Genomic DNA, 18,924 nt, shown 5'->3' with positions numbered 1-18,924 from the left:
AGGTCCGCACCCGCGTCAGGCCGGGGACGCTCGCCGTCCCCGGCCTTTCGCCTCTCCGCCGGCCGCGCTCGCCCGGCTCGCGGGCCGCTAGCGCAGCGCCTTCGCGGACGTCCCGGGCGCGGGCGCGCCCCGGCCGGCGCCGCGCGGCCGCAGCGCGCCGGCCGCCAGCGTCATCACCGCGACCACGCAGGTGATCATCGCGAACGCGGCGGGGTAGGACAGCGCGCCCGCCGTCCAGCCGGTGACGGCCGGGGCGGTCAGCCCGGACAGGTAGGTGATCGTCGCGACGCCCGCCACGCCCTCGCCGGGCGTCGCGCCGGTGCCGGCCGCCGCCGCGAACACCAGCGGGACGACCGTGGCGATCCCGACGCCGATGAGCGCGAAGCCGGCGATGGCGAGCCAGGGCGTGCGGGCGGCGACCACCAGGACCCCGCCGAGCACCGCGACCGAGCCGCCGGAGCGGACGACCGCCGGCGGGCCGAACCGGTGCACGACCCGGTCGCCCGCCAGCCGGGCCCCCGCCATGCTGGACATGAAGATCGTGTACGCGGCGGCGGCGAGGCCGGGCCCCGAGTCGGCGACCTCGGTGAGGTAGACGGCGGACCAGTCGGCGCTCGCGCCCTCGGCGAACGTCCCGCAGAACCCGACCACGCCGATCGCGAGGACGGCCCGGGTCGGCAGCGCGAAGCGGCGCGGCGCCGGGACGCCGCCGGCCGGGCGGTCCGCGAGCAGCCGCCGCCCGGCGAGGCCGCCCGCCGCCAGCAGCGCCAGCGCGGCCAGGCCGAGGTGGAGCCGGGCGTCGACCCGGGCGTGCGCGGCGGCGATCCCGGCGCCGCCGGCGGCGAGGCTGCCGACGCACCACAGCCCGTGCAGCCCCGACATGATCGGGCGGCGCATGCTCCGCTCCACCGCGACGGCGTGCGCGTTCATCACGACGTCCGACATGCCGGCGGTCGCCCCGAACAGCAGCATCGCCGGGAACAGCCAGCCGGGCGCGGGCGCGAGGGCGGGCAGGGCGAGCGCCGCGCACCACGCCGCGATCAGCAGCCGGACGGTGCGGCGCTCGCCCATCCGGTGCGCGAGCCGGCTCGCGGTCGGCATGGCGGCGAACGCGCCGACGGACGGGCACAGCAGGGCGAGCCCGAGGACGCCGGGGGAGAGGCCGAGACGGTCCTGGATCCAGGGGAGGCGGGTGGCGATGGTGCCCGCCACGGCGCCGTGCACGGCGAAGGTCACGCCGATGGCGCGGTGGTGAGGGTTCATGGGCGTAGAAACTAACAGGCAGGCTTCCTGATGAAAAGTGAATAAGGCAGGCTCCCTGACTAATATGTGGGCCGTGAAGACCGCCGACCCGACGATGGCCCGCGCGATCAACGACCGGCTCGCGCTCGACCTGCTGCTCGAACGCGGCCCGCTGACCGCGCCGCAGCTGCGCGCGCTGACCGGGCTGTCCCGGCCGACGGTGTCCGACCTGCTCGAGCGGCTGCGCGCGGGCGGGCTGATCGAGATCGTGGGGGAGACCGGCAGCGACCGGCGGGGCCCGAACGCCCGGCTCTACGGCCTGGTCTCCGGGCGCGCCCACGTCGCCGGCGTCGACCTGCGCCGCGACGCCGTCCACGTCGCCGTCGCCGACCTCGCCGGCGGCGAGACCGGGAGCGCGTCGCGCCCGCTGCCGCCGGACCCTGACCTGGCCGCGCTCGTCGCCGGGGCGGTCGGCGAGGCCGCCGGCGGCCGCGCCCTGCACACCGTCGTGCTCGGCACCCCCGGGCTCGTCGACCCGCGCACCGGAGCGGTGACCGGCAGCGGCGTCCCCGGCGGGCGGCCCGACCTCGGCGCGGCGCTCCGGGACGCGCTCGGCACGCGGGTGCGGCTGGAGAACGAGGTCAACCTCGGCGCCATCGCCGAGCACCGGGAGGGCGCCGCGGCGGGCAGCGACGACTTCGCGCTGCTGTGGCTGGACGACGGCGTCGGCGGCGCGCTCGTCCTGGACGGGCGGCTGCGGCGCGGCGCGTCCGGCGGCGCCGGCGAGGTGGGGCTGCTGAAGTTCGGCGGCGCCGACTTCTGCCGGTTGCTGGACGCGGCCGCCGTGGCCGGCCTCGGCAGTGAGACGGTCGCCGCGCGGATCGCCGAGGCGGTGTTCGTGCTCGTCGCCGTGCTCGACCCCGGGCTCGTCGTGCTCGGCGGCGCGCTCGGCCGCGCGGGCGGCGACCGGCTCGCCGGGCTGGTCGCGGACCGGCTCGGCCCGCTCAGCCCGGCCGCGGCCGAGGTGCGGGCGAGCCGCGTCGAGGGCGACGCGGTGCTGCGCGGCGCCGTGCTGACCGCCCTCGACCTCGTCCGCGACGACGTGTTCGGCTACGAGTCCTTCTCCGGCTAGGAGTCCTTGGGCAGGCGCTCGCCCGTGCGGAGGCGGTCGAGGCCGAGCCAGATGAACTCCACCGCCATCTGCTCGGCGCGCTCGCGCGGGGTGTCGGGGTGCTCCAGCCACCACGACACCATCGACAGCATCGACCCGTACATCAGCGGGACGAGCAGCCGGGCGCGCCGCTCGTTGACCTCCAGCGCGGCCGGGGACAGCGCCGGGTCGGCGCGGCGGCGGCGCAGCAGCAGGTCGGCGAACGCGGTGCCGAGCCGGTCGCGCAGCTCCCGCAGCTCCAGGCCCACCTCCGGCTTGTCCAGGTGCCGGACGACCACCGCCCACGCGTCCGGCTCCGCGGTGGCGTAGTCGAACAGCACCCGGATCATCGCCCGGATGCCGTCCGCCGAGCCGTGCGCGGCGAGCACCGCCTCGTTCAGCCGTGCGGTGAGCTCGGCGACGATCGCCTCGGTGACCTCGGCGAACAGCTCCTCCTTGGACGCGAAGTGCTGGTAGAGCAGCGCCTTGGACACCCGCGCCGCCGCGGCCACGTGCTCCATCTGCGTCAGGTGGTAGCCGCGGCGGCCGAACTCCTCCAGCGCGACCTGCAGCAGCTGCTCGCGCCGCCGGGCGTACGGCATCCGCCGCCGCACGCCCGCCTCCCCCGTGTCACTCGTCATGTGCCGAGGTACTTGCCCAGCTCGGCGCGGGCCACCGAGCGCACGTGCACCTCGTCCGGCCCGTCGGCGAGGCGCAGCGTGCGCAGGCCCGCCCACATCGCGGCGAGCGGGGTGTCGGCGCTGACCCCGGCGCCGCCGTGCACCTGGATCGCCCGGTCGACGACCTCCAGCGCGACGCGCGGCGCGACCACCTTGATCGCCGCGACCTCGGACCGGGCCGCCTGCACGCCGTGCTGGTCGATCATCCAGGCGGCCTTCAGGGTGAGCAGCCGGGCCTGCTCGATCGCCATCCGCGACTCGGCGATCTGCTGGCGGACGACGCCCTGCTTGGCCAGCGGGCCGCCGAACGCCACGCGCGACACCGCGCGCTCGCACATCAGCTCCAGCGCCCGCTCGGCCATCCCGATCGCGCGCATGCAGTGGTGGATGCGGCCGGGGCCGAGCCGCGCCTGCGCGATCGCGAAGCCGCCGCCCTCCTCGCCGACGAGGTTCTCCACCGGGACGCGGACGTCGGTGAAGGTGATCTCGCAGTGGCCGTGCTGGTCCTGGTAGCCGAAGACGGGCAGCGACCGGACGACCTCCACGCCGGGCGCGTCCAGCGGCACCAGGACCATCGACTGCTGCCGGTAGGGGTGCCCGTCCGGGTCGGTCTTGCCCATCACGATCATGATCTTGCAGCGCGGGTCGGCGGAGCCGCTGGTCCACCACTTGCGGCCGTTGATCACGTAGTGGTCGCCGTCCCGCTCGATCTGGGTGGAGATGTTGGTGGCGTCGGAGCTGGCGACGTCCGGCTCCGTCATCGCGAAGGCGCTGCGGATCTCGCCGTTCAGCAGCGGGCGCAGCCACTTCTCCTTCTGCTCGGGCGTGCCGAACAGGTGCAGGACCTCCATGTTCCCGGTGTCGGGCGCCGCGCAGTTGGTCGCCTCCGGCGCGAGGCTCGGGGAGCGTCCCGTCAGCTCGGCGAGGGGGGCGTAGTCGGTGACCGACAGGCCGTGCGCCGGATCGTCGCTGTCGGGGAGGAACAGGTTCCACAGGCCGCGCTTGCGGGCCTCGACCTTGAGCTCCTCGACGACCTGCGGGACGTGGTGCTCGCGGCCGGCCGCGCGCAGCTCCGCCCGCTGGGCCGCGTAGACCGGCTCGGCCGGGTAGACGTGGGAGTCCATGAATTCCTGGAGCCGCCCGAGGTACTCCCGGGCCCGCTCGCTCAAACCGAAGTCCATTCCGCTAGAGTAACTGACGAGTCAGTTACTTCGGGAGGGAGTCCCCCATGGCAGCCTTCGACGGCACCGGAAAGGTCGCGCTGATCACGGGCGGATCCAACGGGATCGGGGCCGCGGTGGCGCGCCGGCTCGCCCGCGAGGGCGCCCGGGTCGTCCTCGCCGACGTCGACGCCGAGGCCGGGGACGCGCTCGCGAAGGAGCTGGACGGCGCGTTCGTCCGCTGCGACGTGCGCGAGCCCGCCGACAGCGAGGCCGCCGTCGCGACCGCCGTCGAGCGCTTCGGCGGCCTGGACGTCGCGTTCCTCAACGCCGGCGTCGCCGGCGGCGGGGGAGTGGGCGACGACTTCGACCTCGCGGCCTACCGCCGGGCCATGGGCGTCAACTTCGACGGCGTCGTGTTCGGCGCGCACGCCGCGCTGCCCGCGCTGCGCGCCCGCGGGGGCGGCGACATCATCGCCACCGCCAGCATGGCGGCGCTCACCGCGACGCCGTTCGACCCCGTGTACGGCGCGAACAAGGCGGCCGTCGTCGGTCTCGTCCGCGCCCTCGGGCCGACGTACGCCGACGAGGGCATCCGGGTGAACGCCCTGTGCCCCTCGTTCGCCGACACCGACATCCTCGCCCCGCTCAAGGGGCATCTGCAGGAGACCGGCTTCCCGATCCTGGACGTCGGCGACGTCGTCGAGGCGTTCATGCGGATCCTGGAGGCCGGCGGCGCGGGCGAGGCCTGGTACGTGGTGCCCGGCCGCCCGTCCGAGCCGTTCAAGTTCCGCGGCGTCCCGGGCCCCCGCTGAGCCGCCGAGACCCGGAGGAGGGACATTGCGCGCGATCCAGATCACCGAGTTCGGCGGGCCCGAGGTCCTCAACGTCGCCGAGCTGCCCGACCCGTCCGCCGGGCCCGGTCAGCTCCTCATCGACGTGTCGCGGGCCGGCGTCAACTACGCCGACACCCACCAGGCCGAGAACAGCTACCTGTCGGCGTCCACGCTGCCGATGGTGCCGGGCGGCGAGGTCGTCGGCACCACCGCGGACGGCCGCCGCGTCGTCGCGCTCGTCGGCACCGGCGGCTACGCCGAGAAGGCCGTGGCCCCCGAGGCGCTGGCCTGGGACGTCCCCGCCGCCGTCGACGACGTCACCGCGCTCGGCATGATCGTGCAGGGCGCGTCCGCGTGGGTGCTGCTGCGCCGGAACGCGCACCTGGCGCCGGGCGAATCGGTCGTCGTGCACGCCGCCGCCGGCGGGGTCGGGACGCTGGCCGTCCAGCTCGCCAAGACCTGGGGCGCCGGGCGGGTCATCGCCACCGCCTCGTCCGAGGAGAAGCGCGACCTCGCCCTCGACCTCGGCGCCGACGCCGCGGTCGACGCGAACGAGCCCGACCTCCAGGCCGCGCTGATCGACGCGAACGGCGGCAGGCGGGTCGACATCGTCCTGGAGATGACGGGCGGCGCCGTCACCGACCAGAGCCTGCGCGCCCTCGCGCCGTTCGGCCGGCTCGCGTTCTACGGGATGGCGTCCAGGCGGGAGCCGTCGCCCGTCCGGCCGGCCGCGCTGATGGCGCACTCCACCACGATCTCCGGCATGTGGCTGCCGCACGTCTTCCGGCTCCCCGGCGACGTGATGCGCACCGCGCTGGACGAGCTGTTCGGCCTGGCCGCCGCCGGCCGGCTCCGGGTGATCGGCGGCGGCGAGTACGGGCTCACCGAGGCCGGGCGCGCGCACGAGGACCTGCGGGCGCGCCGCACCACCGGCAAGCTCGTCCTCGACCCGTCCCGCTAGCCGGCGCGGCGGCCGGCCCCGTCCGGCTAGCCGACCAGGCCGTTCTCGTAGGCGTACACGACGGCCTGGGTGCGGTCGCGCAGCCCGAGCTTGGTCAGCACGTGCCCCACGTGCGTCTTGATCGTCTGCTCGGCCAGCACCAGCTCGGCGGCGATCTCGGCGTTGGACAGGCCGCGCGCCATGAGCCGCAGCACGTCCAGCTCGCGCGGCGTCAGCCCGGCGGTCGCCTGCGGGCTCGGCCGCTGGTGCCGGCGGCGGCGCGCGAAGTCGCCGATCAGCCGCCGGGTGATGGACGGGGCGAGCAGCGCGTCGCCCGCCGCCACGACCCGCACCCCGTTCACCAGGTCGGCCGCCGAGGCGTCCTTCAGCAGGAACCCGCTGGCGCCCGCGCCGAGCGCCTCGTAGACGTACTCGTCCAGGTCGAACGTGGTGAGGACGAGCACCTTCGGCCGCGCCCCGGCCGGGTCGGCGTCCGGGTCGGGGGCGCCGGCCAGCTCGGCGGTGGCGGCGAGGCCGTCCATCTCCGGCATCCGGATGTCCATCACGATCACGTCCGGGTCGAGCCGGCGGCTCATCTCCACGGCCTCGCGGCCGTTGCCCGCCTGCCCGACGACCTCGATCTCCGGGTCGGAGGACAGCAGCGCCGCGAGCCCGTCGCGGATCATCACCTGGTCGTCGGCGATCAGCACCCGAATCGTCACGACGCCACCCTACGGCGGCGAAGATCAGTCCGCGTCCCCGTAGGGCAACTCCGCCGCCACCGACCAGCCGGCGGCGCCGTGCGGGCCGGCGTCCAGGCGGCCGCCGAGCATCGTGACGCGCTCGCGCATCCCGACCAGGCCGTGCCCGCCGCCCTGCGACTCCTCGGGCGTGCTGCGGGCGCCGTCGTCGGTGACCGACACCGCCAGCGCATCCGGCCCGTACCTCACCTCGACGTGGACGCGGGAGCCCGGCGCGTACCGGGACGCGTTGCTCAGCGACTCCTGCACGATCCGGTACGCCGACAGGTCCACCCCGGCGTTCAGCGGGCGCGGCACGCCGACCACGGCGGTGGCGACCGAGAGCCCGGAGCGGCGCGCGGCGGCGACCAGGTCGTCCAGCCGGTCCAGGCCCGGCTGCGGGGCCCGCTCGGCGCCCTCGCCGTCGGCGCGCAGCAGCCCCACCACGCGGCGCGTCTCGGTGAGCGCCTCGCGTGCCGCGTCCCGCACCACCCCGAACGTCTGCCGGGCCGCCTCCGGCAGGTCGGGGATCTTGTAGGGGGCCGCCTCCGCCTGCATCGCGATCACCGACATGTGGTGCGCGACCACGTCGTGCAGCTCGCGGGCGATGCGGGCGCGCTCCTCCAGCACCGCCTGCCGGGCCAGGTCCTGCCGGTGCTGCTCCTCGCGGCGGCGCAGCTCCTCCACCGCGGAGTGCCGCCCGCCGACCGCGTCGCCGAACGTCAGCGCGACCGCCGCGATCCCCGTGAGGATCATGGCGAACCAGCCGGGCATGCCGAACAGCACGGCGGGCAGGAACACGCCGACGACGGTGACCGCGCCGACCCCGACGGTCGTCTGCCGGTCCGCGCCGACGCCGGTGAAGAACAGGATGACGACCAGCGCCAGGATCGCGGTGACCGGCCACGGCATGAAGCCCTCGCCGTGCCGGGCGAACACCGTGAGCAGCAGCCCGGCCGCCGCGACCCGCCAGGCGGCGAGCGGCCAGCGGGCCGCGAAGATCAGCGGGGTCGCCTGCAGCACGCCGAGCGGCCACGCCAGCCCGGACGCCACGTGGTACTGCTCGATCGGGATGGCGATGGACCCCGCGGTGAAGCCGATCGTCAACCCGGCCAGCAGCACCAGGATCGGCACGCGCAGCAGCAGGCGCCCGGGCAGCAGGGTGACCGGCGGGCCGTCCCCGCCGGGCAGCAGGGCGGAGCGCACGCCGGCGAGCAGCCGGGTGCGGCGGACCGCCGCGGAGCGTTCGGGATCGTTCATTTGACTCGGAGCCTAGAACCCCGGGGCGCCGTCCGCCTGACCCGGAGGAGGGAGATCCGACCCGGTCCTCGGGTATCACCCCTGGGCAGCGCGATCGCGCGGCGATCTTGCGGTGGCCCGGGCGGCGGCGGAGACTGCGGGGATGACCGACCTGAGCCATCCGATCTTCGCCCGGCTCTATCCGCGGCTGGACGCCGGCTGCGCGAGGGCGGGCGGGGACGCGCACCGCGCCGAGCTGCTCGCCGGGGCGTCCGGCCGCGCGCTGGAGGTGGGCGCCGGGCACGGGGCCAACTTCGCGCACTACCCGCCGGAGGTCACCGAGGTCGTCGCCGTCGAACCCGAGCCGCGGCTGCGCGCCAAGGCCGACCACGCCGCCCGCCGCGCGCCCGTGAGCGTCACGGTGCGCCCCGGCGTCGCCGAGGACCTCGACCTGGACGACGCCTCGTTCGACGTCGCGGTGGCGTCGCTCGTGCTGTGCTCGGTGCGCGATCCCGTCCGCGCCCTGTCCGAGCTGAGGCGCGTCCTCAAACCGGGCGGCGAACTGCGCTACTACGAGCACGTGCGGGGGACGACGCCGGGGAAGGTGCGGTTCCAGCGGTTCGCCGACGTGCTGTGGCCGTTCTTCGCCGCCGGCTGCCACGTGTCCCGCCCGACGGGCGAATGGATCGCCGGCGCGGGCTTCACCGTGCGGACCGAGCGGCGCTTCGACTTCCCCGTCCCCGGGCGGGGCAACCCGGCCTCGCCGCACGTCCTGGGCGTCGCCGTCCGCGACTGAGGCCGCCCGGCATCCCGCATAAGGTCCTCCTGCCGGGGAAGATCAGGGCCCATGACGACCTCGGGCAGCCGGCCTCGGCCATCGGACGACCCGGAGCGGGACCGCCCCTCGCACGCCACCGCCACCGCGGTGCTGCTCGCCGCCGCGGCGGCCCTCGGCGGCTTCCTGTTCGGCTACGACTCCTCGGTGATCAACGGGGCCGTCGACGCGATCAAGGGGCGGTTCGACCTGAGCGGCTTCGTCGTCGGCCTCGTGGTGTCGTCCGCGCTGCTCGGCTGCGCCGCCGGCGCCTGGTTCGCCGGGCCGATCGGCGACCGGATCGGCCGTGTCCGGGTGATGCTCATCGCCGGGGTGCTCTTCGTGGTCAGCTCGATGGGCTCGGCGCTGGCCTTCAGCGCCGCCGACCTGACCGCCTGGCGGCTGGTCGGCGGCCTCGCCATCGGCGCCGCGTCGGTGATCGCGCCCGCCTACATCGCCGAGATCGCGCCCGCCGCCGTGCGCGGCCGGCTCGGCTCGCTGCAGCAGATGGCGATCGTCCTCGGCATCTTCGCGGCCCTCGTCGTCGACTACGTCATCGCCCGGGTATCCGACGGCGGCGCCTCCGGGACGTTCCCGTGGGGCGGGGACGCGTGGCGCTGGATGTTCGCCAGCGCCGCCGTGCCCGCCGTCCTGTACGGGGCCGTCGCGCTGACCATCCCCGAGTCGCCGCGCTACCTGGTCAAGCGGCGCCGGACGGCCGAAGCCCGCCGGGTGCTGCGGCGGGTCATGGGCCGCGGCGACGTGGACGCCAAGATCAAGGAGATCGTCCGGTCGATCGCCGAGGACCGGCCCGTCCGGCTGGGGGACCTGCGCGGGAACCGGTTCGGCCTGCTGCCCATCGTCTGGGTCGGCATCCTGCTGTCGGTCTTCCAGCAGTTCGTCGGCATCAACGTGATCTTCTACTACTCGTCCTCGCTGTGGCAGGCGGTCGGGTTCTCCGAGAGCGACGCGATGTTCACCTCGGTGATCAACTCGCTGGTGAACGTGGCGTTCACGCTGGTCGCGATCGCGCTGGTGGACCGGATCGGGCGGCGCCCGCTGCTGCTCGCCGGCGCCGCCGGCATGGCGGTCTCCCTCGGCACCCTCGCGGCCTGCTTCGGCACCGCGCCCGTGGTGGACGGGGAGCCGGACCTCGGCGACGTCGCCGGGCCCGTCGCGCTCGTCGCGGCCAACGTGTTCGTCGCCTCGTTCGCGGCGACCTGGGGGCCGGTCGTCTGGGTGATGCTGGGCGAGATGTTCAACAACTTCATCCGCGCCTCCGCGCTCGCCGTCGCGGCCGCCGCGCAGTGGGTGGCGAACTGGGTGATCACCACCACCTTCCCCGGCATCTCGGGGTTCTCCCTCCTCCTCGCCTACGGCCTCTACACGGCGTTCTCCGTCCTCGCGTTCCTGTTCGTGCTGCGCGCCGTCCCCGAGACGAAGGGCCGCGAGCTGGAGGACATGGACCGGCTCGCCGCCCCGCGGGCGCGCGCGTGACGGCGCGTAACCGGGTGCGGGGGCGTGCCCCGCTCGGTTACAGTGGTGGCATGCCGCACGCGTCCGTCCAGACGACCACGCCGGGTCACTCCCGGCGCGACGGCGGCATGTCCTGACATTGCACGCGGAAGGGCCCCGGGAGCGATCCCCGGGGCCCTTCCGCTTTCCGGAGATCGCCGCGGGTCCTCCCCGACGAGAGGAGCACCCGATGGAGCCGGATGCGTCCGGGGCCGGCCCCGAGTCGATAGCATCGGAACCCGCTGATCCCAGACCACCATCGCGAGGAGTACCCGTGTCCACCGTGCCCGAACTGCGCATCAGACTCGACGGCGGCGAGCGGGCGGTACCGGCGGGCACCACCGCGGGCGAGGCCCTGGACGCCGACGGCCGCACCGTGATCGCCGCGCGGGTCAACGGGGAGCTGTGCGACCTCGCCCGCGAGCTGCGCGACGGCGACGCAGTCGAGCCGGTCGAGATCGGCTCCGACGACGGCCGGGCGATCATGCGGCACTCGGCCGCGCACGTGATGGCGCAGGCCGTGCAGGAGCTGTTCCCCGAGGCCAAGCTCGGCATCGGCCCGCCGGTGGAGAACGGGTTCTACTACGACTTCGACGTCGCCGAGCCGTTCACCCCCGACGACCTCAAGCGCATCGAGAAGCGGATGCGCGAGATCGTCAAGCAGGGCCAGCGGTTCTCCCGGCGCCCCGTCTCCGACGACGACGCGCGCGCCGAGCTGGCCGACGAGCCCTACAAGCTGGAGCTGATCGGGCTGAAGGGCTCCGGTCCGGTCGAGGACGCCGCGGACGGCGCGAACGTCGAGGTGGGCGCCGGGGAGCTGACCATCTACGACAACCTCGACGCCAAGTCCGGCGAGCTGCGCTGGAAGGACCTGTGCCGCGGCCCGCACCTGCCGTCCACCCGCGTCATCCCGGCGTTCAAGCTGATGCGCTCGGGCGGCGCGTACTGGCGCGGCAGCGAGAAGAACCCGCAGCTGCAGCGGATCTACGGCACCGCGTGGGAGTCCCGCGAGAAGCAGGACGAGTACCTGAAGTTCCTGGAGGAGGCCGAGAAGCGCGACCACCGCCGGCTCGGCGCCGAGCTCGACCTGTTCTCCTTCCCGCCGGAGCTGGGCAGCGGCCTGCCGGTCTTCCATCCCAAGGGCGGCATCATCCGCAAGGAGATGGAGGACTACATGCGCCGCCGGCAGCAGGAGGCCGGCTACGAGTTCGTCAACACCCCGCACATCACCAAGTCGTCGCTGTTCGAGATCTCCGGCCACCTGCCGTACTACGGCGAGGACATGTTCCCGCCCTTCGAGGTCGACGAGGTCGAGTACCGCGTCAAGCCGATGAACTGCCCGATGCACAACCTGATCTTCCGGGCGCGCGGGCGGTCCTACCGGGAGCTGCCGCTGCGGCTCTGCGAGTTCGGCTCGGTGTACCGGTACGAGAAGTCGGGCGTGGTGCACGGGCTCACCCGCGTGCGCGGCATGACCCAGGACGACGCGCACATCTACACCACCAAGGAGCAGATGGGCGAGGAGATCAAGTCGCTGCTGAGCTTCGTGCTCAGCGTCCTGCGCGACTTCGGCCTCTCCGAGTTCTACCTGGAGCTGTCCACCCGCGACGACTCCGACAAGTTCATCGGCGACGCGGCCGACTGGGCGGAGGCCACCGAGGCGCTGCGCCAGGCGGCCGAGGAGTCCGGCCTCGACCTCGTGGACGACCCGGGCGGCGCGGCGTTCTACGGGCCGAAGATCTCCGTCCAGGCCAAGGACGCGATCGGCCGCACCTGGCAGCTGTCCACCATCCAGCTCGACTTCAACCAGCCCAAGCGGTTCGGCCTGGAGTACCAGGCCGCCGACGGCACCCGGCAGACCCCCGCGATGATCCACCGCGCGCTGTTCGGGTCGGTCGAGCGCTTCCTCGGCGTGCTGGTCGAGCACTACGCGGGCGCGATGCCGCCGTGGCTGTCGCCGGTGCAGGCGGTCGGCATCCCGATCGGCGACGCGCACGTCCCGCACCTGGAGAAGGTCGCGGCGAGGCTGCGCGAGCGGGGGATCCGCGCCGAGGTCGACGCCTCCGCCGACCGGATGCAGAAGAAGATCCGCAACGCGCAGAAGCAGAAGATCCCGTACATGCTGCTGGCGGGCGACGACGACGTGGCCAAGGACGCCGTGTCGTTCCGGTACCGCACCGGCGAGCAGAAGAACGGCGTCCCGATCGACGACGCGGTCGACGAGATCGTCAAGGCCGTCGAGGCGCGCGTGCAGATCTGACGCCCCCGCGATCCCGGCGCCCCAGGCCCGGCCGCCCGCCCGCCTGCCCGGCGCGGCGGACGGCGGGGTGGGCGCCGCCCGGAGTTGGTAGCCTCATCGATCACGTGCCACGACGGGGAGTCAGCGGAGATGAAGACCAGGAGGCCCGCGCGGCGTGGCCGGAGGGCCCGGCTCTGGGGCCGGATCGCCGGCTACGGCGGCACCCTGCTGCTCGTCGCCGCCGCCGTGATCGTGCTGCTCATGCCGCTGATGGACGACGGGAAGAAGGGCACGGCGGGCGCCCAGGGGCCGGCGGGCCCGGCCGCCTCCGCGCCGCCCGGGGCGCCCGGCGGCGCGGTGCTCCCGGCGACGCCGACCAACCCGGTGCCGCAGCAGAACGGCGGCGGCAGCCCGTACCCGGGCGGCGCGACCGGCGGGTCCGGCGGGCAGGGCGGCGGCCCGCAGATCCCGCAGCCGGGCGGCGGCGGGTCCCTCGACTGGTGCCCGAACGGCACGGCGTTCTACCGCGCCACGGCGACCGGCGTGGACGTCCTCGTCACCGTCTCCGCGAGCGGCCTGATCCGGGCCGAACTCGTCCTGCAGGGGGCGTCGCCCAAGTCGCAGCAGGCGAGCGCCAAGGGCGGCAGGCCGCACACCTTCCACTTCACCGGCGTCCCGCCGCGCCAGGTCGAGCGCGTCAAGGTCACCACCGTGTCGGTCGGCGGCGGCATGCAGAGCTGCTACGCGCGCGCCGTCTGACCCGGGGCCTCCCGCGGCCGGGGCGCGGCGGGCATGAGGACGTCCTGGACGGACACGTTGACCGCGGCGACCCGCATCCCGAGCATCAGCCCCGCCACCCGCGCCACGTTCTGCTGCACGGCCTGCGCCACGTCCTTGACCACGCTGCCGTAGGCGACCGCGATGGACAGGTCGACCGTGACCTCGCCGCCTTCCTCGTCCACCGCGACGCGGGTACCGGCCGGTGCGGGGCCCGCGACCCCGCCCACCTCCGCCGCGGCCAGCGAGGCGATCTTCTCCAGCACCGCGTCCTCGATGACGATGCGGCCCTCCACCGCCACGGTGACGTCGCCGGGGGCGCCCTGCAGCGTCATCGGCACCGCGCCGGACTTGCCCGCGGCGGGCCCGCCGCGGGCCTCGGACGCCGCCGGCGCGGGCGGGGCCGGCGCGGGCGGGGCCGGGAGGGGCGCCTCCTTCGGCGGGTTCGCTCCGTGCCGCCCCGGCATCCCCGGGAAATAGGGCATGGATCCCGGGTCCGTCCTCGGCCCGCCGTCCTCGGTCTGCCGCCTGTCGGGCCCGGTCATGATCGCTCCCCATGGTTCGGTTGGTGACCATGGTGTCGGAGTCGGCCCCGGAACGCCATGCGGGGGCGGGCCTCTGGAGCGTCCGGCGAGTGGGATCCCGGCTACAGCCCGGGCCGCTTCCCTCTCTATGCTGCTGGTCAGGTCGTGAACAAAGGAGACCACCGCCTTGACCGCAGAGCCGGAGGAGTCCGTGGTGCAGCAGGAGCGCGACGACGCGCCCCGGGGCGGCACCGGGAACGCGCACACGCCCCGCTTCGAGGAGGAGAGAGGCGGCGCGGGCACGCCAGACAATTTCCAGCGGCTCTGGACACCGCACCGGATGGCCTACATCAAGGGGGAGGGCAAGCCGACGGGCGCGGGCTCCGGCGACGGCTGCCCGTTCTGCGAGATCCCGAAGATGACCGACGAGGAGGGCCTCGTCGTGGCCCGGGGCGAGTCGGTGTACGCGGTGCTGAACCTCTACCCGTACAACTCCGGGCACCTGATGGTCGTCCCGTACCGGCACGTCGCCGACTACACCGAGCTCGACGAGCCGGAGTACGTGGAACTGGCCGTGTTCACCCGGCGCTCGCTCACCGCGCTCCGCAAGGCCACCGGGGCGCAGGGGTTCAACGTCGGCATGAACCTCGGCCTCGTCGCCGGCGCCGGCATCGCGGCGCACCTGCACCAGCACGTCGTCCCGCGCTGGGGCGGCGACACCAACTTCATGCCGGTCGTCGGGCACACCCGGGTGCTGCCGCAGCTGCTGCGCGACACCCGCCAGATGCTCGCCGAGGCGTGGCCGGTCTCATGAGCGGCCCCGCCAGGCCGGTGCTGGTCTACGACGGCGACTGCGGGTTCTGCACGTCCTCGGTGCGGTTCCTGGAACGGCACGTGCCCGTCCGGGCCGCGGTCGTCGCGTTCCAGTTCGCCGACCTCGACGCGCTCGGCACCACCGCGGAGCGCGCCCAGTACGAGGTGCTGTGGATCGACCGGGCGGGGCGGGTCAGCGGCGGCGCGGAGGCCATCGGGCGGATGCTGACGGCCGCCGGCGGCCTGTGGCGGGTGCCCGGAACCGTCATGCGGATCCCGCCGGTGAGCTGGCTCGCGCACGGCGTGTACCGGCTGGTGGCCGCCAACCGGCACCGGATGCCGGGCGGGACGGCGGCGTGCATGCTGCCCGCCGACCGGCGGCCCGGCGCCGGCGGCTGACCGGGGCGGGCCGGCCGCGCCGGGGCCGGCCCGGTTCAGGCCGCGGCCTCCCGCGCCGTCCCGCCGCGCAGGCGCGCGGGCAGGAACCGGGTCAGCCGCTCCAGCGGCAGGAACGCCGCGAGCCAGATCGCGTGCGGCAGGAAGTGGATCGTCATCAGCGCGTAGGTGACGGCGTGGAAGCCGGCGAAGAACAGCACCGCCGCGTACAGCGGCCGGCCGCGCAGGAACAGCAGCGCCGGGGACGCCGCCTCCGCGGCGAACATGATCCACTGGCTGGCCTTCAGCGCCGCCGGGTAGTCGATGAGGGCGCGCCCGAGCGGCGTCCCGCGGCGGCTCAGCGCCCACTGGACGGTCGAGCCGTTCGGCCACGCCGGGAACCCGCCGATGCGCACCTTCGCCCACGCGGACAGGAAGTAGGCCGCGACCACCCCGAGCTGGACGCAGCGCACCGACCACGCCGACGCCTCGCAGCGCCGCGTGTCGCCGAGGCCGGCGCGCCCGGCGCTCGGCAGCACGAACAGCGCCACGACGAGGGCGAGGTGGTCGTGGTCGACCTTGCCGTACGACATGCTGATCGTGACCCACCACAGGTACCCGCAGGCGGCGAGGTAGCCGCTCGCGCGGGGCAGCACCCGGCCGGTCATGGCGACGAGCCCGGCGGCGATCGTCACCACGAGCAGCGTGTACATGGACCACGGAGTGGGGGCGGGCAGGTGCAGCAGCCGGCCGAGCAGCACCGGCCGGTACAGGTCGGCGGGCAGCCGCGCGTGCGCCAGCGAGCTGCTGGTGAGCAGCAGCATGTCGAACGGCAGGAACACGTACCCGATGACGCGCAGCCAGGCGATCCGGGCGAGCGGGACGGGCCCGAACCACCAGCGGTCCCACGCCGTGCGGGCCGGTCCGGGCGCGTCCCCGGCCGGCCGGACGGGGCGGGGCGCCTCCGGCGTCGCGGCGGCCGTCACCGCACGTCCCAGACGACGCGGTTCTGCCGCGAGGTCGACACGACCTTGCCGTGCTCCAGCTTCCTGATCTCCCGCACGACGTAGATCCGGGTGAACCGGGGCTGCCCGGGGTGGAGCCTGCGCTGCGCGTCGGCGATGCCCTGCAGCAGCGAGGGGTCGCGGACGATGCGCGGCATCTGCCCCTCGATCTCGGCGCGCTTCATGCCCGTCCCGACCGCGTCGAAGGACAGCTTCACGTGCGTGCCCGCCGCGGTGTCGGCCTCCAGCCAGTAGGAGCCGATCACCCCGCCGTCGTTCTTCACCGAGAACGCGAACTGCGTCATCGGCCCGAGCGGGAAGTCGTCGTTGCTCCCGTACGCGCTCGTGTAGAACAGGGCGCCGACGACCGCGGTGCCCGCGAGTGACCGCCAGAGCCGCGCGCGCGGCCCGAGGCGGAGGGCAGGAAGATCCACGCGGCAAGCCTAGAGCCCCGCCCGGCGGGAGCGGGCGGGGCCCGGGGCGCGCGGCGGCGGCCGCTGCCGGCCGTCTCTCAGCGGCCTCTCTCAGCGGCCTCTGTCAGCGGCCTCTGTCAGCCGTCGTCCCGCGACTCGGCGGCGACCTTGTCGGCCAGGTGCGTCGGGAGCGGCTCGTAGCGCAGGAACGTGCGGCTGAACGTGCCGGTGCCCTGCGACATCGACCGCAGGTCGATCGCGTAGCGGACGATCTCCAGCTGCGGCACCTCCGCCTTGATCATCGTGCGGCCGCCCGGCACCGCCTGGGAGCCGAGCACCCGGCCGCGCCGCGAGGTGAGGTCGGACATGATCGGCCCCACGTACTCGTCGGCGATGAGCACCTCCACCACGTCGACGGGCTCCAGCAGCAGGATCGGCACCTTGGCCGCCGCGTCCTTCAGGGCGAGCGCCCCGGCCGCCTGGAACGCCATGTCGGACGAGTCGACCGAGTGCGCCTTGCCGTCGTACAGCGTCACCCTGATGTCGACCAGCGGGTACCCGGCGGACACGCCGCGCGCCATCTGCTGCCGGACGCCCTTCTCCACCGACGGGATGAACTGCCGCGGCACCACCCCTCCGACGATCTTGTCGACGAACTCGAAGCCCTCGCCGGACGGCAGCGGCTCGACCTCGATGTGGCAGATGCCGTACTGGCCGTGCCCGCCGCTCTGCTTGACGTGCCGGCCGAGGCCCTTGGCCGCCGCGCCGAACGTCTCGCGCAGCGGGACGCGCAGGTCGACCCGGTCGACCTCGACGCCGTACCGGCTCTTGAGCCGGTCGATCAGCACGTCGGCGTGGGCCTCGCCCATGCACCACAGCACCAGTTGCCGCGTCTCGGCGTTGTTCTCCAGCCGCAGGGTCGGGTCCTCGGCGACGAGCCGGCCGAGCGCCTGGCTGAGCTTGTCGTCGTCGGCCTTCGACCGCGCCCGGATCGCCACCGGCAGCAGCGGGTCGGGCATCGACCACGGCGCCATCACCATCGGCGAGCCGGGGTCGGACAGGGTGTCGCCCGTTTCGGCGCGGCTCAGCTTCGCCACCGCGCAGATGTCGCCCGCGGGGCAGGACGACATCGTCCGCTGGGTCTTGCCCAGCGGGGAGGTCAGCGCGCCGACCCGCTCGTCGACGTCGTGGTCCTCGTGCCCGCGGTCGGCCATGCCGTGCCCGGACACGTGCACCGTGGTGTCGGGACGCAGCGTCCCGGAGAACACCCGCACCAGCGAGATCCGCCCGACGTACGGGTCGGACGTGGTCTTGACGACCTCGGCGACCAGCGGGCCGTCCGGGTCGCAGGTGATCTCCTTCGGCGGCCCGCCGGTCACCGCCGTCACCGGGGGGATGCCGTGTTCGAGGGGCGAGGGGAACGCCTGGGTGATGACCTCCAGCAGCTCCAGCATTCCGATGACCGGGCCGGGGTGGTCGCCGTGCGGCACCGAGGTCGCGAGCACGGGGTAGAAGCTGCCGCGCGCCACCGCGGTCTCCAGGTCCTCGATGAGGGCCTTGACGTCGATGTCCTCACCGGACAGGTACCTGTCCATGAGGGTCTCGTCCTCGCTCTCCTGGATGATGCCCTCGATCAGCGACGCGCGCTGCTCGGCGATCTGCTCCAGGTACTCCGGGTCGGGCTGGCACTCCACGCGCTCGCCGCTGGAGTAGTCGAGGCAGCGCTGCGACAGCAGCCCGATCAGGCCCTTGAGCCCGTCCTCCCCGGCCGCCGGGAAGTACAGCGGGGCGACGCCCTCGCCGAACACGTCCTGGCAGGTCATGACGACGTCGTCGAAGTCGCCGCGCTGCTGGTCGATCTTGGTGATGACGACCGCGCGGGGCATCCGCACCGCCGCGCACTCCTCCCACAGCATGCGGGTGAGGCCGTCGATGCCGTCCACCGCGGAGATCACGAACAGCGCCGCGTCGGCGGCGCGGAGCCCGGCCCGCAGGTCGCCGACGAAGTCGGCGTAGCCGGGCGTGTCGATGAGATTGACCTTGACGTCGCCGTGCGTCAGCGGCGCGAGCGAGAGGTTCACCGAGCGCTGCTGGCGCACCTCGACCTCGTCGAAGTCGCTGACCGTGGTGCCGTCCTCGACCTTGCCCGCCCGCTGCACGGTGCCCGTCGCGGCGAGCAGCGCCTCGACGAGCGTGGTCTTGCCGGCCCCAGAATGGCCGACCAGCGCGACGTTGCGCACCTTGTCGCACCCGCCGGCCTCCGGTGCCCTGCCGGGGGCTCCCGGGTGGCCTCCCTTGTCCGCCATGACTTACCTCCTCGGACGGGTCTCCGCGCGGAGGCCCGCGTGCGGCTTGGGCCCGGCCCGTGCGGGCCCGGCCCCGACGTCCGAGTGCGGCGTCCGACCTCGTCCAATCGCGCGTGACCGACGTCACACCCGTACCACCACCCTTGCCCGGTACGGC

The 18,924-nt window shown here is 74.4% G+C and carries 18 protein-coding genes; 9 read left to right on the top strand and 9 right to left on the bottom strand.

The window, feature by feature from the left end:
* Positions 1–87: 87 nt before the first annotated feature.
* Positions 88–1,263, bottom strand: coding sequence for an MFS transporter (locus tag ACIWVC_RS16640; protein ID WP_396454285.1), 1,176 nt, complete (start codon positions 1,261–1,263; stop codon positions 88–90).
* Between the two features lie 73 nt (positions 1,264–1,336).
* On the opposite strand from ACIWVC_RS16640, the gene ACIWVC_RS16635 reads away from it, so the two are divergent.
* Positions 1,337–2,374: an ROK family transcriptional regulator gene (locus ACIWVC_RS16635; protein WP_396448487.1), complete on the top strand. Its 1,038-nt coding sequence runs from the start codon at positions 1,337–1,339 to the stop codon at positions 2,372–2,374.
* Here the strand turns inward: ACIWVC_RS16635 and ACIWVC_RS16630 are convergent.
* Positions 2,371–3,033, bottom strand: a complete 663-nt coding sequence (locus ACIWVC_RS16630; protein WP_396448486.1) for a TetR/AcrR family transcriptional regulator — start codon at positions 3,031–3,033, stop codon at positions 2,371–2,373. The genes ACIWVC_RS16635 and ACIWVC_RS16630 overlap by 4 nt on opposite strands.
* On the bottom strand, positions 3,030–4,253 hold the full coding sequence (locus ACIWVC_RS16625) for an acyl-CoA dehydrogenase family protein (RefSeq protein WP_396454284.1): 1,224 nt from the start codon (positions 4,251–4,253) through the stop codon (positions 3,030–3,032). The genes ACIWVC_RS16630 and ACIWVC_RS16625 overlap by 4 nt, the downstream gene beginning before the upstream one ends.
* 47 nt (positions 4,254–4,300) lie before the next feature.
* Between ACIWVC_RS16625 and ACIWVC_RS16620 the strand changes: the two genes are divergently transcribed.
* Entirely contained in the window at positions 4,301–5,047 is a 747-nt protein-coding gene (locus ACIWVC_RS16620) for an SDR family oxidoreductase (protein WP_396448484.1), read from the top strand.
* A gap of 25 nt (positions 5,048–5,072) precedes the next feature.
* Positions 5,073–6,029 (top strand): zinc-binding alcohol dehydrogenase family protein, encoded by a 957-nt coding sequence (locus ACIWVC_RS16615; RefSeq protein ID WP_396448483.1) that lies wholly within the window; start codon positions 5,073–5,075, stop codon positions 6,027–6,029.
* A gap of 26 nt (positions 6,030–6,055) precedes the next feature.
* Here the strand turns inward: ACIWVC_RS16615 and ACIWVC_RS16610 are convergent, their stop codons facing one another.
* Complete coding sequence (locus ACIWVC_RS16610; RefSeq protein WP_396448482.1) at positions 6,056–6,730, bottom strand: response regulator; 675 nt, start codon at positions 6,728–6,730, stop codon at positions 6,056–6,058.
* Positions 6,731–6,754: 24 nt separating this feature from the next.
* Positions 6,755–8,008, bottom strand: a complete 1,254-nt coding sequence (locus tag ACIWVC_RS16605) for a sensor histidine kinase (protein WP_396448481.1) — start codon at positions 8,006–8,008, stop codon at positions 6,755–6,757.
* 142 nt (positions 8,009–8,150) lie between these two features.
* Between ACIWVC_RS16605 and ACIWVC_RS16600 the strand changes: the two genes are divergently transcribed.
* The 4 genes from ACIWVC_RS16600 to ACIWVC_RS16585 all read left to right on the top strand — a co-directional run bounded on the left by ACIWVC_RS16600 (position 8,151) and on the right by ACIWVC_RS16585 (position 13,314).
* Positions 8,151–8,783: a class I SAM-dependent methyltransferase gene (locus ACIWVC_RS16600; RefSeq protein WP_396448480.1), complete on the top strand. Its 633-nt coding sequence runs from the start codon at positions 8,151–8,153 to the stop codon at positions 8,781–8,783.
* 51 nt (positions 8,784–8,834) lie between these two features.
* Positions 8,835–10,298 carry a sugar porter family MFS transporter gene (locus ACIWVC_RS16595; protein ID WP_396454283.1) on the top strand — a complete coding sequence of 488 codons (1,464 nt, stop codon included), beginning with the start codon at positions 8,835–8,837 and terminating at the stop codon, positions 10,296–10,298.
* A gap of 292 nt (positions 10,299–10,590) precedes the next feature.
* Positions 10,591–12,576 carry a threonine--tRNA ligase gene (gene thrS / locus ACIWVC_RS16590; protein ID WP_396448478.1) on the top strand — a complete coding sequence of 662 codons (1,986 nt, stop codon included), beginning with the start codon at positions 10,591–10,593 and terminating at the stop codon, positions 12,574–12,576.
* 129 nt (positions 12,577–12,705) lie between these two features.
* Positions 12,706–13,314 carry a hypothetical protein gene (locus ACIWVC_RS16585; protein ID WP_396448477.1) on the top strand — a complete coding sequence of 203 codons (609 nt, stop codon included), beginning with the start codon at positions 12,706–12,708 and terminating at the stop codon, positions 13,312–13,314.
* Here ACIWVC_RS16585 and ACIWVC_RS16580 read toward each other — a convergent pair.
* Positions 13,296–13,877, bottom strand: coding sequence for an Asp23/Gls24 family envelope stress response protein (locus ACIWVC_RS16580; protein ID WP_396448476.1), 582 nt, complete (start codon positions 13,875–13,877; stop codon positions 13,296–13,298). The genes ACIWVC_RS16585 and ACIWVC_RS16580 overlap by 19 nt on opposite strands.
* 166 nt (positions 13,878–14,043) lie before the next feature.
* Between ACIWVC_RS16580 and ACIWVC_RS16575 the strand changes: the two genes are divergently transcribed.
* Both ACIWVC_RS16575 and ACIWVC_RS16570 read left to right on the top strand, forming a co-directional pair.
* Complete coding sequence (locus ACIWVC_RS16575; protein WP_396448475.1) at positions 14,044–14,670, top strand: HIT family protein; 627 nt, start codon at positions 14,044–14,046, stop codon at positions 14,668–14,670.
* Positions 14,667–15,068, top strand: a complete 402-nt coding sequence (locus ACIWVC_RS16570) for a thiol-disulfide oxidoreductase DCC family protein (protein ID WP_396448474.1) — start codon at positions 14,667–14,669, stop codon at positions 15,066–15,068. Before ACIWVC_RS16575 ends, ACIWVC_RS16570 begins: the two co-directional genes overlap by 4 nt.
* Positions 15,069–15,103: 35 nt before the next feature.
* Here ACIWVC_RS16570 and ACIWVC_RS16565 read toward each other — a convergent pair whose 3' ends face one another.
* From ACIWVC_RS16565 to ACIWVC_RS16555, 3 genes are all read right to left on the bottom strand, one after another.
* Entirely contained in the window at positions 15,104–16,030 is a 927-nt protein-coding gene (locus ACIWVC_RS16565; RefSeq protein WP_396448473.1) for a hypothetical protein, read from the bottom strand.
* Entirely contained in the window at positions 16,027–16,482 is a 456-nt protein-coding gene (locus tag ACIWVC_RS16560; protein ID WP_396448472.1) for a hypothetical protein, read from the bottom strand. The genes ACIWVC_RS16565 and ACIWVC_RS16560 overlap by 4 nt, the downstream gene beginning before the upstream one ends.
* 116 nt (positions 16,483–16,598) lie before the next feature.
* Positions 16,599–18,767 carry an elongation factor G-like protein EF-G2 gene (locus ACIWVC_RS16555; protein WP_396448471.1) on the bottom strand — a complete coding sequence of 723 codons (2,169 nt, stop codon included), beginning with the start codon at positions 18,765–18,767 and terminating at the stop codon, positions 16,599–16,601.
* Positions 18,768–18,924: the final 157 nt, after the last annotated feature.

This window comes from Actinomadura sp., assembly GCF_044508335.1.
In the GTDB taxonomy this organism is placed as follows: Bacteria; Actinomycetota; Actinomycetes; order Streptosporangiales; family Streptosporangiaceae; genus Spirillospora.
The sequence above is the reverse complement of the archived record's forward strand: the minus strand, read 5'-3'. Positions and strand labels throughout refer to the sequence as shown.

Coding starts and splice junctions, on each gene's coding strand:
- ACIWVC_RS16605 (WP_396448481.1), bottom strand. CDS start 8,008: ATGAACGATCCCGAACGCTCCGCGGCGGTCCGCCGCACCCGGCTGCTC.
- ACIWVC_RS16555 (WP_396448471.1), bottom strand. CDS start 18,767: ATGGCGGACAAGGGAGGCCACCCGGGAGCCCCCGGCAGGGCACCGGAG.
- ACIWVC_RS16630 (WP_396448486.1), bottom strand. CDS start 3,033: ATGACGAGTGACACGGGGGAGGCGGGCGTGCGGCGGCGGATGCCGTAC.
- ACIWVC_RS16600 (WP_396448480.1), top strand. CDS start 8,151: ATGACCGACCTGAGCCATCCGATCTTCGCCCGGCTCTATCCGCGGCTG.
- ACIWVC_RS16570 (WP_396448474.1), top strand. CDS start 14,667: ATGAGCGGCCCCGCCAGGCCGGTGCTGGTCTACGACGGCGACTGCGGG.
- ACIWVC_RS16585 (WP_396448477.1), top strand. CDS start 12,706: ATGAAGACCAGGAGGCCCGCGCGGCGTGGCCGGAGGGCCCGGCTCTGG.
- ACIWVC_RS16580 (WP_396448476.1), bottom strand. CDS start 13,877: ATGACCGGGCCCGACAGGCGGCAGACCGAGGACGGCGGGCCGAGGACG.
- ACIWVC_RS16625 (WP_396454284.1), bottom strand. CDS start 4,253: ATGGACTTCGGTTTGAGCGAGCGGGCCCGGGAGTACCTCGGGCGGCTC.
- ACIWVC_RS16595 (WP_396454283.1), top strand. CDS start 8,835: ATGACGACCTCGGGCAGCCGGCCTCGGCCATCGGACGACCCGGAGCGG.
- ACIWVC_RS16620 (WP_396448484.1), top strand. CDS start 4,301: ATGGCAGCCTTCGACGGCACCGGAAAGGTCGCGCTGATCACGGGCGGA.
- ACIWVC_RS16640 (WP_396454285.1), bottom strand. CDS start 1,263: ATGAACCCTCACCACCGCGCCATCGGCGTGACCTTCGCCGTGCACGGC.